Source organism: Sphingomonas sp. Sphisp66 (genome assembly GCF_047324325.1).
GTDB lineage: Bacteria > Pseudomonadota > Alphaproteobacteria > Sphingomonadales > Sphingomonadaceae > Sphingomonas.
The window spans coordinates 1,238,915-1,251,079 of sequence record NZ_CP168508.1; the positions used below are offsets into that span (position 1 = coordinate 1,238,915).

The following is a 12,165-nucleotide window of genomic DNA, read 5'->3' on the forward strand; positions in this document are numbered from 1 at the left end:
GGTGCCTTGGGCTCGAAAACCGGCTTTTGGCGTGTACTTCGTGTACTTTGGCTAGAGCGCCACCCCGAAGCCGCGCCCGATCGCCCGCACCCGGCCGATCAGCGGCGAGATCAGGCGGTCGGGGTCGTTGGCGGGCAGGCGCACGCTTTCAGGCAGCACCGCCATCGCCTCGCGCATCGTCACCGCACCCTGGCGCAGGGCGGGGCGGGCGACCAGCCACCACAGCCGGGCATGCTCACCATCCACCTCGATCCGCTCCTGCGGGGTGAGCGGCGTGCGGGCGACATGGTCGGCATGGAGCGCGGCCAGGATGCGCGACAGGCGGCCGAGCGTCTCCAGGTCGGGCGCCGGGTCGCGCTGCATGAAATAGCGCACGACCAGCTCGGCATTGCCCTGGCTCTCGTCGCCGAACACCGCCTGGTAGCGCTCGGTCAGCACCCGCGCGGCGCTGGCCGCCATGGTCTCGGCGAACTTCTTCGAGGCGCCGCCGGGGTGGCAGCGATAGAGGAGATGCGCGTCGTCGAGTCGAGCGATCCGCCCGAAGCGGCTGAGGCGGTGGTAGAGGTCGAAGTCTTCGGCATAGCGCACCTGGGGGCGCTCGAACGGATCGAGCAGCCGGGCGGCCTCGGCGCGGAACATGACGGTGGACCAGACCAGCGGGTTCTGGGTGAGGATCAGCCAGTCGATCGTCGCCGGGGTGAGCGGGCGGTCGCCGGGCCAGGGCGCGGCATGGCCATTCTCGAGCAGCTCGGCAGCGGTGGCGACGAGCACGGTGCCGGGATTGGCCTCGAGATGCGCGACCTGCGCGGCGAAGCGGCCGGGCTTGCAGAGATCGTCCTGGTCGAGCCCGGCGATGTAGCGCCCGCGTGCCGCCGCGAAGCCGATGTTGCGGGCGACGACCGGGCCGCCGTTCACCTCGGCATGGAGCACGGTGATGCGACGATCGGTCAGCGTGGCGAGCAGGGCGCGGGTGTCGTCGGTCGAGCAATCGTCGACGATCACCATCTCCCAGTCGGTGAAGTCCTGGGCGAGGACCGAGTCGATCGTCGCGCCGATCCACGCTGCGCCATTGTATGCGGGCATGATGACCGAGACGGTGGGGGCGGCGCTCATGCGGCGAGGCTCACGCTCTGGCCGAGCAACTGGTCGACGATCAGCTGGCCGACATCGTTCTGCCATTGCCACAGGCCGTTGGCCTTGCCCTTGAAGCTCTTCTCGCCGCCCAGCCGTCCCTCGGGGACGAAGCCGGCGGCAAGCCCGATGCCATAGGCGCCGGGGATCGGCTGGCCCTCGGCATCGGTGACGCGGCAGAGCTGGTCGGCCAGCCGCGGGCGGCCCGGGGCATGGGCGCTGAGCGCGATGCGGTTTCCTGCTGCGTCGAGCAGCGGAAGGGCATGCGGGCGATAGCCGAGCGCGGCGACGACTACATCGGCTTCGGCGAGGATGCGGCTGGTCTCCGGGGCGGGACCGTCCAGCTGGTGGAGGCGGACGCGCGGGTCCGGTGTCCGTCCGCCGATGCTGAGCATGCGCAACACCAGCTCGCGTGCCTCGAGACGGAAGCCGGCTAGGCGGTAGACGAAGCCCGAGAGCGGGCAGATGTCGTCGGGGCCGAAGTCGGTGAAGCCGTCGGCACGGGCGGCCTCGGCATTGGGGTACCAGGGCCGCAGCGCCTCGCGGTGGAGCAGGGTCAGGCTCTCGGTGCCGAACGGGATGTCGGACTTGAGCAGCAGCACGGCCGAGGCGATGGCGGAGGTCGAGGCGCCGATGATCGCGATGCGCGGCGCGCGCTTGCCGGCGATCCGCTCGCGCAGCCGGTCCATGCCGCCGGTCCGCAGCATGTCGTCGCACAGCATCAGCCGTTCGCCGACCTGCTCGCCGAGCGGTGTGCCAGCGACGGACGCCGCGGTGACGTCGCTTGCCGACTGGTAGCCGCCGGTGGCGATGACGATGTTCTCGGAGAGCAGGTCCTGCTCGGCGCCGGTGGCGCGGTCGCGGATGCGGGTCTGCCACAGGCCGGCTGGGGTGCGGCGGGAGTCGATCACCTCATGGCCGGTCAGCACGCGGCCGCCCGCCTCGGTGACGATCGCGCCGACGCGCTGGCCCATCGCCTCGAGGAAGGGACCGGTACGATAGAGCGGTACACCGAGCTTGCCGACATAGTGGGCGATCTCGCGGGCTGCGGGGTGGTCGATCAGCGCGGCGATGCCGGGCTCGGGATTGTCCTTCACCGCGCTGAGGAAGGTCTCGGCGGTGCTGTCAGAGGTGATGGCATAGCCGGGCAGCTCGCCGGCGCCCAGGCTCGGCCCGCGCTCGACCACGGCGAGGCAAGCGCCCAGTTCGCGCAGCTTGCCCTTCTTGCTCGCCGAGATGAGGAAGGCGACGCCCGCCGGTCCGCCGCCGACAAGGACGGTGGAGAGGATCTTCTGCGGCGCGGCCGGCACCACGATCCGTGGCTTGCGCAGCGCGGCGTGGAGCGCGTCGCAGATGGTGGCGACGTCGCGCTCGGTCATCGCGTCGGTGACGGGAAGCGAGAGCATCCGGGCGGCGAGATCGTCGGCCACCGGGGTTGGGGTGAGCAGGCACTCGCGCTGGAAATAGGGCTGCTGGGCGAGGTGCGGCGCGAAGTAATGGCCGGTGCCGATACCCTGTGCCGCCAGCTCGGCCATCACCGCGCCACGGTCGCTGCCCTGGGGAAGCAGCATCGGCATGAACTGGGCGACCTGGCGCCGGGCCCTGGTCGTCTGGAAAGCGACGGTGTCTCCCAGGCTGGTGCGATAGGCGCTGTCGAGCGCGGCGCGATGCTCGGCGACCGCATCGATCCCGTCGAGCTTGGCGAGGGCGAGCAGGCCGAGGACCTCGGGCAGCTTGGCGTTGGTGCCGGGCTCGGTCGCCGAGCGAGGGGCGCCGAAACCGAAGTTGTGCATGCGCCGCAGTGCCTCCAGCTGCTCGGTGTCGGCGCTGTAGATCAACCCGCCCTCTGCCGTGGCGAAGGTCTTGGTGGCGTGCATCGAGAAGACGCTGGCGAAAGCCGCTCCGGTGCCGAAGCCACGACCGTCGGCGTCGAGGCTGCCGAGCGACGCGGCGGCATCGACGACCACGCCGACATCGTGCTGCTCGGAGAGGTGGGCATAGCGGGCCAGGTCGATGCAGGTGCCGAAGGTGTCGTAGGGGACCAGCACCGCGGCTTCGCCGGCGTGGCGGGCCAGGGCTGTCTCCTCGGCCTCGGCGCTGGCGGCCCAGTCATTGGGGTCGCTGTCGACAAGGATCGGCGTCAACCCGGCCCAGATCGCGGCATGGGCGGTGGCGGCGAAGGTGAAGCTGGGGACCAGCGCGTACTTGCCCTTGCGGCCCTGGGCGGCCTGGCGGATCGCCAGGATCAGGCCGATGGTGGCGTTGTTGACCGCCAGCGCCGCGCCCACTCCGCCGAAGAGCTCGGCGACGACCCGGGCTTCGAACGCGCGGACGACCGGACCGCCATTGCTGTAGACGCCGCGTGCCTCGATGGCCTGCAGTGCCTCGGTCATTTCGCTCAGGCGCGGCGGCTGCGGCGCGATCAGCGGTAGATTGTGCATGTCCCCGGCAAGGTCCCTCATCCCCGTTGCCGAACTTATGCCTGCACGTCTCCTAAGATTAGGTAAGCCGCTTCAAGGCTACCAGCTCGCGGTCCAGCGCCTGGAGGAACGCCGAGCGGTCCGCCGCCGAGAAGGGGCGGGGGCCACCGATCTGGTCGCCGCCGGCGCGCAGATCGGCCATGATCGCCCTGGTGGCGATTGCCGAGCCGATAGAGCTGGTCGTGAACGGCTTGCCGGTCGGGGCCAGCACCTTCGCGCCGGCCTTCAAGGCACGGTCGGCCAGCAGGATGTCGGCGGTGATCACCACCGTATCCGCGCCGGCCTGCTCGGCGATCCAGTCATCGGCAGCGTCGAAGCCGTCGCTGACCACCTGCCGGCTGACCAGCGGGTGCTGCGGCACCCGGAGCCAGCTGTTGCTCACGATCACCACCGGCACCTCGTGCCGCCAGGCGACCTTGTAGACCTCGTCCTTCACCGGGCAGGCGTCGGCGTCGACGAGAACCCTCACCGGTGCGACGGGCCCCGGGGCGGCGGTGCCTTGCGATAGGGCTTGGCCTGGTGACGCGGTGCGCCGGGACCGCCGGCGGGACGGTTCGGACCACCACGCTGCGGACGGGGACCCTGACCCTGGGCCGGCGGCGCATCGGACTGCTCGATGCGAACGTCTTCCTCACCCTCGGTGGTGCGGGCGACGGCGGCGATGAACTTGCTCGCCAGCGCGCGGGGGATCTGGAAGGCGGTCTCGTTCGGCCCGATGCGGATCGCGCCGACTTCGTTCTTGGTAATGTGGCCGCGGCGGCAGATCAGCGGCAGCACCCAGCGGGGATCGGCGTTCTGGCGGCGGCCGATGTCCATGCGGAACCAGACGACGTCGTCGAAGCCCGGACGGTGCTGGCCGGCCTGGCGTTCCTCGCGGCGATCGCCCTGGCTGCTGAGCTCCTCGGGCGCCGGCATTGCGGAACGATGCGCGCGGACCAGCGCGGCGGCAATCTCCTGCGGCGTGCGCTCGGCGAGCAGGCGCTCGGCGATGGCGGCATCTTCCTCATCGACTTCGACCGGGGCGAGCAGCGCGGTGATCAGGCGCTCGCGATCCTTCTCGCGGATCGCCTCGGCGCTGGGCACGTCCGCCCATTCGACCGGGATGCGCGCGCCCTTGAGCATCATCTCGACGCGGCGGCGGCGCTGATAGGGGACGATGAGCACCGCGGTGCCCTTCTTGCCCGCGCGGCCGGTGCGGCCCGAGCGGTGCTGGAGCGTCTCGGCGTCGCGCGGCAGCTCGACATGGACGACGAGAGTGAGCGTCGGCAGGTCGATGCCGCGCGCGGCGACGTCGGTGGCGACGCAGACCCGGGCGCGCTGGTCGCGCAGCGCCTGGAGGGCGTGGTTGCGCTCATTCTGGCTATGTTCGCCCGACAGCGCCACCGCCGAGAAGCCGCGCTCGACCAGCGTGGCATGCAGGTGGCGGACATTGTCGCGAGTCGCGCAGAACAGGATCGCGGTCTCCGCCTCGTGGAAGCGCAGCAGGTTGATCACCGCATGCTCGATGTCCGACGGGCTGACAGTGACGGCCTGGTAGCTGATGTCGCCGTGCCCGCGGTCTTCGCCGACGGTCGAGATGCGCAGCGCGTCGTTCTGATAGCGCTTGGCCAGCGCCACGATCGGCTTGGGCATGGTCGCCGAGAAGAGCAGGGTGCGGCGGGTGTCGGGCGCGCCGTCGAGGATCGCCTCGAGATCGTCGCGGAAGCCCATGTCGAGCATCTCGTCGGCCTCGTCGAGGACGACGGCACGCAGCGCGGTGAGGTCGAGCGCGCCGCGCTCGAGATGGTCGCGCAGACGGCCGGGCGTGCCGACGACGATGTGCGCGCCGTAATTGAGCTGGCGGCGCTCCTTGGCGGCGTCCATGCCGCCGACGCAGGTGGCGATGCGCGCACCGGTGGGGCCGTAGAGCCAGATCAGCTCGCGGCTGACCTGCAGGGCGAGCTCGCGGGTGGGGGCGATGATCAGCGCATGCGGCTCGCGGGTCGGCGCGATCTTGCCATCCTCGCCAAGCAGCTCGGGATGCATGGCCAGGCCAAAGGCCACCGTCTTGCCCGAGCCGGTCTGGGCGGAGACGATGAGGTCGCGGCCCGTGGCTTCGGGGGCGATGACGGCGGCCTGGACGGCCGTGGGCGCGGCGTAACCACGCGCTGCGAGCGCTTCGGCGAGAAGCGCAGGGAGTTCAGCAAATGACATGAGACCCCGCACATGGGCTCGAAGGGGGCGTATCGCAAGGGAAAAGAGGGTTGATGGCTCGCGACGTCGCTTTGTGTCGCGTGGCCGGGTGGTTGAGCAACTAAATGGCGGATTTCGGCGGTTTTCGGTTGTCGCTTGTAAATTCTTTACAACGTAAATGTTGAATCCCTTGAATCTCTCTCGGGTGCGCGGGGCCAGGGACTCGGGGTGCGGTTGCATCTCCGAGGGTAGATCAGACGAAATCCTATTTTGCCAGAGCAGGCTCCCCTCCCTGCAACGGAGGGGCTGGGGGTGGGTGGATGCCTGGCGGTACGGAGCTGTCGGACCCGCGTTTGGCCGTATCGCCTGGACGCTACCCACCCCCCGGCCCCCTCCCTGCAGGGAGGGGGAGTTAAGGGGTCAGCCGATCAGTGCCTTGACGCCGTCCGCCAGGCTGGTGGTCGGGTGGCCGATGAGCTGCGACAGTGCCTTGCCATCATCGAACAGCGCACCGTTCGATGTGTCCACGTCCCAGCCGGCGAGCAGCTCGGCGAAGGGGGCGGGGACGCCGGCGCCGGTGAGGGCGGCGGCGTAATCGGCCCGGGGCAGGTTGTTGTAGGGGATGTCGCGGCCGGTCTGGCGGGAGAGTTCGGCGGCGAGATCGGCGAGGGTGAAGGCGGCGTCGCCGGCCAGTTCGTAGACCTTGCCGTCATGGCCGGTGCCAGTCAGCACGGAGACTGCGGCATCGGCATAATCGGCGCGGGCGGCGGCGGCGATGCGGCCCTGGCCGGCCGCACCGATCAGCGCGCCATGGGCGAGCGCGCCCGCGACGCCGGCGGCGTAGTTCTCGATATACCAGCCGTTGCGCAGGATCGTGTAGGGGACGCCCGAGGCGAGGAGGGCGCGCTCGGTCGCGCTGTGCTCGGTGCCGAGGCTGATCGGCGAAGTGTCGGCGCGCAGCAGGCTGGTATAGACGATGCGACCGACACCGGCCTGCTTCGCCGCGGCGATCACCGCTTCGTGCTGCGGTACGCGCTTGCCGACTTCGCTGCCCGAGATCAGCAGCAGCGTTTCCACGCCGGCAAGGGCGGCGGCATCGGGGCGGTCATAATCGAAGGCGCGGGCTTCGACGCCGAGATCGGCTGCCTTTTCGGGGCTGCGGGCGAGCGCGACGATCCGGTCGGCGGGCAGCTTGCCCTTGAGCTTGTCGATGACGAGGCGGCCGAGCTGGCCGGTGGCTCCGGTGATGGCGATGGTCATTGTCCGTTCCTTCTGGCTGGTGACGGACATCCAGATATTGGCCTTGCTTACTATTCGTAAGTACATACATCGAAGTAAGTATGGAAAAAACTCCTGAGCCTTTGGGCGAACCCTTCTCGACCCGGGTGCGCCGTGGTGCGCTGCTCGAGCGTAACTGCCCCTCGCGCGAGGTGCTGAAGCACGTCACCAGCCAATGGGGCGTGCTGATCCTGATTGTGCTGGAAGGCGGCACCCACCGCTTCAGCGAGCTGCGCCGCAAGGTGGACGGGGTGAGCGAGCGGATGCTGGCGCAGACGCTGCAATGGCTGGAAGGCGACGGGCTGGTCGAGCGGATCGCCTATCCGGTGGTGCCGCCACATGTGGAATACAGCCTGACCCCGATCGGGCGCGAGGCGGCGGGGCATATCCGCGCGCTGGCCGACTGGATCGAAGTAAGGCTGCCGGATATTTGCGATGCGCAGGCGGCTAGGGTGGCGGCGTAAGGCGATCTCTGCTCCTGCGCGTCACTCCTGTCTGCGCCGAGAGGGGAGGACGCGCGGTTCTTTTCCGCTCCCCTCCCTGCAAGGGAGGGGATGGGGGTGGGTGGCGAGCGTAGCGAGCCCAGCGAGCGGTAGCCTTAAACAGAAAAGGCCGGGCATCGAGCCCGACCTTTCCTAACCCACCCCTAGCCCCTCCCTTGCAGGGAGGGGAATCTCAGGGGGGGCAGGCTTTAGTAAATTCAGAACGTCGCCCATTCCTCGGTCGAGGCCCGGGCCACCGGCCTGGCCGTGGCGAGCGGCTTGACCGGGGAGACGTAGCCGCGCGGCTTTTGGGCGCGCGCGGGGAGGCTGGTGCGCGGGGTGGCACCGACCTCGAACTTGGCGGCCTGCTCGCCGAGGGCGGCGACTTCGCTGGCCAGGCTGCGCGCGGCGGCGGCGGATTCCTCGACCATCGCGGCATTGTGCTGGGTCGACTGGTCCATCGTGCCGATCGCGGTGCTGATCTGGGTGATCGCGGTCGCCTGGGCCTGGTTGTCGCCGGCCATCTCGCTGAGCAGCGCATGGACCTCGCCGACATCGCCCGAGATGCCCGCGAACGCGCCGTCGACCTTCTGGACCATCTCGACCGCGGTGATGATGTCGGCCTGGGTATGGGTGAGCTGGTCGCGGGCGCGACCGGCCTCTTCCTCGGCGCGCATGGCGAGCGCGCTGACCAGGTCGGCGACGACCGCGAAGCCGCGGCCCGCCTCGCCGGCGCGGCCGGCTTCGACGGCGGCGTTCATCGCGAGGACGCGGGTCTGGAAGGCGATCTTGTCGAGACCCTCGATGACACTGTCGATGCCCTTGGCGCTGTCGGCCACGCGGGTCATCGCCTCTACCGCCTCCTCGGCGATCACTCGGCCGCCGGCGACGGTGGCAATGGCGCCATCGGCACGCTCGACGGTGCGGCTGGCCGCTGCGGCGGTAGCCTTGAGGCGATTGTCGATCTGGGCGACCGCGGCGCTGGTTTCCTCGATGCTCGCGGCATTGGCCTCGGTGCGGCGCGACAGGTCTTCCGACGCCTCGGCGATCGCGCCCGAGCCGGTCTGGATCGCAGCGGTGCTCTCCATCACCGCACCGATCAGCCCGCGCAGCGCGACCAGCGTGGCGTTGAAGTTGGTGCGTAGCTCGGCATAGCCCTGCGGGAAGTCGCTGCCGATCTCGGCGGTCAGGTCGCCCTGCGAAAGGCGCGAGAGGCTGGTGCCGAGATGGGTGACGGCGTCCGCCTGTTCCTTCGCCTGGCGCTGCTGCTCGACCGCATTGTCGCGGAAGGTGTGCATCGCCTTGGTCATGCGGCCGACACAGTCCCGATAGTCGGTGAACTGGATCGGGCTGTCCAGGTCGCCGGCGGCGAGCGCCTCCATGCGGACCACGGTGGCGACATAGGGATCGGCGATCGCGGCACGGTAGCGGACGCACTGGACCGCGGCGCCGCCGATCAGCAGCGCGACCAGCGGCAGGGCGATCATTACCGGCGCGAGGAAGGCGACCAGCGCGACCAGCGTCATGACGCCGATCAGCGAGCCGAAGGCGACGTAGAGCTTGAGGCGGATAGGCGCGGTGGCCTGGAACCAGTGCATCGAAAATCCTCCTGAGCGGCCCCGGGAGGTACGCACCCCGGCAAGCCTTGGCGTCGGCGGGCAGGCCCGTCGGACAAGCCCTTTTTAGGAGGTCCAGACGCGAAACGTTCGCAGCTGCACCAAATTCACTACGGGAATTTACGGAAGCAATTGCTTCGAAATGGTGCAAGTGCATGGAAATGCAGGAAAACGGGAAAGCAACGGCTTGGCGCCCGTTTCTGCGATATCCGGCTAGAGCGCGAGCCCGGCTGCGCGGCCGCTCGCCCAGGCCCATTGGAAATTGTAGCCGCCGAGCCAGCCGGTGACGTCCACCGCCTCGCCGATCGCATAGAGGCCCGGGAGTTTCCGGGCCTCCATCGTCTGCGAGCTGAGCTCGGCGGTGCTGATCCCGCCGACCGTGACTTCGGCCTTGGCATAGCCTTCGGTGCCATTGGGCAGGAACGGCCAGTCGGCGAGGCGGCGGGCGGCTTCTTCCAGCTTGCGGTCGGGGGTGTTGGCGAGCTCGGTGGGGAGGGCGAGCTTCTCGGCGAGTGCGTCGGCGAGGCGATCGGGCAGGGCTTCGCCGAGCAGCTTGCGCAGCGTGACGCGAGGCCGGGCACGCTTGGCGGCGGGCAGCCAGCCGGGTTCGGCCTTGGGCAGGAAGTCGATGCCGATGCGCTCGCCGTGCCGCCAATAGCTCGAGACCTGGAGGATGGCGGGGCCGGAAAGGCCGCGATGGGTGAAGAGCGCGGCCTCGCGGAAGCTCGTCTTGCCGGCGCGGGCGATGACGTCGGTGGAGACGCCGGAGAGCTCGCGGAACAGGGCCTCCTCGCCGCTGAGGGTGAGCGGGACAAGGGCGGGGCGGGGCTCGATGATCTTGAGGCCGAAGCGGCGGGCGAAGTCATAGGCGAAGCCGGTCGCGCCCAGTTTGGGGATCGAGGGGCCGCCGGTGGCGAGGACCAGCGCTTTGGCCTCGGCGGTGCGGGGGCCGAAGGTCATGCGCCAGCGGGCGTCTCCATGCTCGACCTGGGGGGCGTGGCCGAGCCAGATCTCGACCTTTCCCTGCGCGCACTCGTCGAGCAGCATGTCGACGATCTGGCGGGCCGAGCCGTCGCAGAAGAGCTGGCCGAGCGTCTTCTCGTGCCAGGCGATATGGTGGCGCTCGACCAGATCGAGGAAATCCTGCGCGGTGTAGCGGCCGAGCGCGGACTTCATGAAATGCGGGTTCTGCGAGAGGTAGCGGTCGGGAGCGGTGCCGATGTTGGTGAAGTTGCAGCGCCCGCCGCCCGAGATCAGGATCTTCTTGCCCGGGGCATCGGCATGATCGACGAGCAGCACGCGCTTACCCCGCTGGCCGGCGGTGAGCGCGCACATCAGCCCCGCGGCGCCGGCTCCCAGGATGATCGCGTCGTACATCGGGCTGCGCCTAGCAGTTGTTCAGGCTGCGGCAAGCGGGTGTGACGGACGTTGCGGATCCGGAAGGAGATTGGGGATGCATCTTCTGCTTGGCCTGGCGCTGCTGGCGGCACCCGTCGTCCAGGACGATCCGATCTGCGCGGACCTGCAGCGGCTCTCTGCGGCGACGGCCGATCCAGTGGCGTACAAGGCGCTGTACCGCTCCGACTTCGCGCCGCGGCTGTTGCGGGGATGCTTCCGCAGCGACGGCTATTTCTGCAGCCAGACGATGCTGCCGCTCGAGATCACGCACGAGACGATGGCGAAGCGCATCGCGGCGTGCCTGCCGGGCGCGACGATCGCGCCGGGCGAGCCCTGGCCGGGGCTCGCGCGCAGCGTGGTCACCGGCGGCGGGCTGGTGTTCAAGCTGGAGGAAAGCGGCAGCGAACGCGCCCATGTCGGGCGGATCCTGCGCATCGAGATCGGGCCGAAGCCCGGGCCCTAGTGCAGCTTGGCGATGCTGAGCCCGTCGAGCTTGGCGCGGTCCTTGACCGATTCCTCGGAGCGGGTGAGCGCTTTCGCGATCGCCTTCAGCGCCATGCCCTTCTTGGCGAGCGTGTGGAGCTTCTGGATCTCGTCGGCGCGCCAGGGCTGGCGGTGGCGTTCGAACTTCTCGGCCATGTCGGTCTCCTAAAGCAAAAGGGCGGGCCCCGTGGGGAACCCGCCCTTCGCGTTTTCAGCGGCGGGGCGCATCGCCCCGGCCCGGCTTACTTGACGTGCTTCGCGATGTGCTTGTTCATCTCGAACATCGTCACCTTGTCGGCGCCGAAGATCGGACGCAGCACGTCGTCGGCGAGGATCTCGCGCTTGTTCGCCGGGTTCTGCAGGTTGTTCTTCTTGATGTATTCCCACAGCTTGCTGACGATCTCGCTGCGCGGAAGATCCGCGGTGCCGACGATCTTGGCCAGCTCGGGCGAAGGGGTCACCGGCTTGGCGATGCCGCCGCGTGCTTTGGTCTCGGCCATAATGTTTCTCCTGTTCCTGCCCTTGGACGGGCTATGCCTTCGTTAGCGCCAGCGGCGTGTGCGAACCCTTCCGCCGCCTTTCGCGCCTACGATGTACCGCGGTGAGAGCGTTACTCCTCACCTGCACACCCTTTGATCGTCACAAATCGCGTCTGTCTAGAGAGCAGATGCGCCGAGACGCCCCCAGAGAGCGACATTTTGGGGATAAGTCGGGTTAAACGGCCGGTAGGAGAGGGGAAAAGGCCATGCTAAGGGGGATTTTCACGGCAAAAGGGGAGAGCGGGATGCGCGTTCTGGTGCTCGGCGGACTGGTGATTCTGGCCGGATGCGGCGGTGGCGGGACGACCGGCACCAACTATTCCGACCCCCCGCCCATGGCCGAGATCGTCGCCACGCCCAGCCCCAGGGCGAGCGAGACCCCCGAGGCGGACGCAGCGGCGGTCAATACGGTCGAGGCGGCGAGCGAGGCCGACGACACGCTCACCAATAGCGACGCTACGGCAGCCACAAACACAATGTGAGTGGACAAGGCGGCGCGGGCCTGTCTAAAGGCATGCCCAACATGATGACCCGCGCACTTCTCGGCCTGCGACTTATCCGCCCTTAGGGGCAGGACGCACATGCG

The 12,165-nt window shown here is 69.1% G+C and carries 12 protein-coding genes; 3 read left to right on the forward strand and 9 right to left on the reverse strand.

Annotated elements, in window-relative coordinates; genetic code table 11:
- Positions 1-51 precede the first annotated feature (51 nt).
- The 5 genes from ACEN8G_RS05980 to ACEN8G_RS06000 all read right to left on the reverse strand — a co-directional run bounded on the left by ACEN8G_RS05980 (position 52) and on the right by ACEN8G_RS06000 (position 7,043).
- Positions 52-1,113 carry a glycosyltransferase family 2 protein gene (locus tag ACEN8G_RS05980; RefSeq protein ID WP_413417966.1) on the reverse strand — a complete coding sequence of 354 codons (1,062 nt, stop codon included), beginning with the start codon at positions 1,111-1,113 and terminating at the stop codon, positions 52-54.
- Positions 1,110-3,572: an aminotransferase class I/II-fold pyridoxal phosphate-dependent enzyme gene (locus ACEN8G_RS05985; protein ID WP_413417968.1), complete on the reverse strand. Its 2,463-nt coding sequence runs from the start codon at positions 3,570-3,572 to the stop codon at positions 1,110-1,112. Before ACEN8G_RS05985 ends, ACEN8G_RS05980 begins: the two co-directional genes overlap by 4 nt.
- 58 nt (positions 3,573-3,630) lie before the next feature.
- Positions 3,631-4,080, reverse strand: a complete 450-nt coding sequence (locus ACEN8G_RS05990; protein ID WP_413417970.1) for a YaiI/YqxD family protein — start codon at positions 4,078-4,080, stop codon at positions 3,631-3,633.
- Entirely contained in the window at positions 4,077-5,804 is a 1,728-nt protein-coding gene (locus tag ACEN8G_RS05995) for a DEAD/DEAH box helicase (protein ID WP_413417972.1), read from the reverse strand. The genes ACEN8G_RS05990 and ACEN8G_RS05995 overlap by 4 nt, the downstream gene beginning before the upstream one ends.
- Before the next feature lie 399 nt (positions 5,805-6,203).
- Positions 6,204-7,043: an SDR family oxidoreductase gene (locus ACEN8G_RS06000; RefSeq protein ID WP_413417974.1), complete on the reverse strand. Its 840-nt coding sequence runs from the start codon at positions 7,041-7,043 to the stop codon at positions 6,204-6,206.
- Positions 7,044-7,123: 80 nt separating this feature from the next.
- Here ACEN8G_RS06000 and ACEN8G_RS06005 point away from each other — a divergent pair, with 80 nt between their 5' ends.
- Positions 7,124-7,525, forward strand: a complete 402-nt coding sequence (locus tag ACEN8G_RS06005) for a winged helix-turn-helix transcriptional regulator (protein ID WP_413417976.1) — start codon at positions 7,124-7,126, stop codon at positions 7,523-7,525.
- Positions 7,526-7,761: 236 nt separating this feature from the next.
- On the opposite strand, the gene ACEN8G_RS06010 is transcribed toward ACEN8G_RS06005, so the two are convergent.
- Both ACEN8G_RS06010 and ACEN8G_RS06015 read right to left on the reverse strand, forming a co-directional pair.
- The gene (locus ACEN8G_RS06010; protein ID WP_413416465.1) at positions 7,762-9,141 is read right to left on the reverse strand and encodes a methyl-accepting chemotaxis protein; all 1,380 of its coding nucleotides are present in this window, start codon (positions 9,139-9,141) and stop codon (positions 7,762-7,764) included.
- Positions 9,142-9,372: 231 nt separating this feature from the next.
- Positions 9,373-10,536, reverse strand: a complete 1,164-nt coding sequence (locus tag ACEN8G_RS06015) for an NAD(P)/FAD-dependent oxidoreductase (protein ID WP_413416464.1) — start codon at positions 10,534-10,536, stop codon at positions 9,373-9,375.
- A gap of 76 nt (positions 10,537-10,612) precedes the next feature.
- Between ACEN8G_RS06015 and ACEN8G_RS06020 the strand changes: the two genes are divergently transcribed.
- Positions 10,613-11,020 (forward strand): hypothetical protein, encoded by a 408-nt coding sequence (locus tag ACEN8G_RS06020; RefSeq protein ID WP_413416463.1) that lies wholly within the window; start codon positions 10,613-10,615, stop codon positions 11,018-11,020.
- Here ACEN8G_RS06020 and ACEN8G_RS06025 read toward each other — a convergent pair.
- Both ACEN8G_RS06025 and ACEN8G_RS06030 read right to left on the reverse strand, forming a co-directional pair.
- Positions 11,017-11,196, reverse strand: coding sequence for a hypothetical protein (locus ACEN8G_RS06025; protein ID WP_116840469.1), 180 nt, complete (start codon positions 11,194-11,196; stop codon positions 11,017-11,019). The genes ACEN8G_RS06020 and ACEN8G_RS06025 overlap by 4 nt on opposite strands.
- An 86-nt stretch (positions 11,197-11,282) precedes the next feature.
- Positions 11,283-11,540 (reverse strand): SWIB/MDM2 domain-containing protein, encoded by a 258-nt coding sequence (locus ACEN8G_RS06030; protein ID WP_184167796.1) that lies wholly within the window; start codon positions 11,538-11,540, stop codon positions 11,283-11,285.
- Positions 11,541-11,824: 284 nt separating this feature from the next.
- Between ACEN8G_RS06030 and ACEN8G_RS06035 the strand changes: the two genes are divergently transcribed.
- Positions 11,825-12,061: a hypothetical protein gene (locus ACEN8G_RS06035; protein WP_413416462.1), complete on the forward strand. Its 237-nt coding sequence runs from the start codon at positions 11,825-11,827 to the stop codon at positions 12,059-12,061.
- The last annotated feature ends 104 nt before the right edge of the window (positions 12,062-12,165 follow it).

What these genes read in the sequence shown, in the direction of transcription:
- ACEN8G_RS06015 (WP_413416464.1), bottom strand. Translation starts at nt 10,536, where the DNA reads ATGTACGACGCGATCATCCTGGGAGCCGGCGCCGCGGGGCTGATGTGC.
- ACEN8G_RS06005 (WP_413417976.1), top strand. Translation starts at nt 7,124, where the DNA reads ATGGAAAAAACTCCTGAGCCTTTGGGCGAACCCTTCTCGACCCGGGTG.
- ACEN8G_RS06020 (WP_413416463.1), top strand. Translation starts at nt 10,613, where the DNA reads ATGCATCTTCTGCTTGGCCTGGCGCTGCTGGCGGCACCCGTCGTCCAG.
- ACEN8G_RS05985 (WP_413417968.1), bottom strand. Translation starts at nt 3,572, where the DNA reads ATGCACAATCTACCGCTGATCGCGCCGCAGCCGCCGCGCCTGAGCGAA.
- ACEN8G_RS06000 (WP_413417974.1), bottom strand. Translation starts at nt 7,043, where the DNA reads ATGACCATCGCCATCACCGGAGCCACCGGCCAGCTCGGCCGCCTCGTC.
- ACEN8G_RS06025 (WP_116840469.1), bottom strand. Translation starts at nt 11,196, where the DNA reads ATGGCCGAGAAGTTCGAACGCCACCGCCAGCCCTGGCGCGCCGACGAG.
- ACEN8G_RS06010 (WP_413416465.1), bottom strand. Translation starts at nt 9,141, where the DNA reads ATGCACTGGTTCCAGGCCACCGCGCCTATCCGCCTCAAGCTCTACGTC.
- ACEN8G_RS05980 (WP_413417966.1), bottom strand. Translation starts at nt 1,113, where the DNA reads ATGAGCGCCGCCCCCACCGTCTCGGTCATCATGCCCGCATACAATGGC.
- ACEN8G_RS06035 (WP_413416462.1), top strand. Translation starts at nt 11,825, where the DNA reads ATGCGCGTTCTGGTGCTCGGCGGACTGGTGATTCTGGCCGGATGCGGC.
- ACEN8G_RS06030 (WP_184167796.1), bottom strand. Translation starts at nt 11,540, where the DNA reads ATGGCCGAGACCAAAGCACGCGGCGGCATCGCCAAGCCGGTGACCCCT.
- ACEN8G_RS05995 (WP_413417972.1), bottom strand. Translation starts at nt 5,804, where the DNA reads ATGTCATTTGCTGAACTCCCTGCGCTTCTCGCCGAAGCGCTCGCAGCG.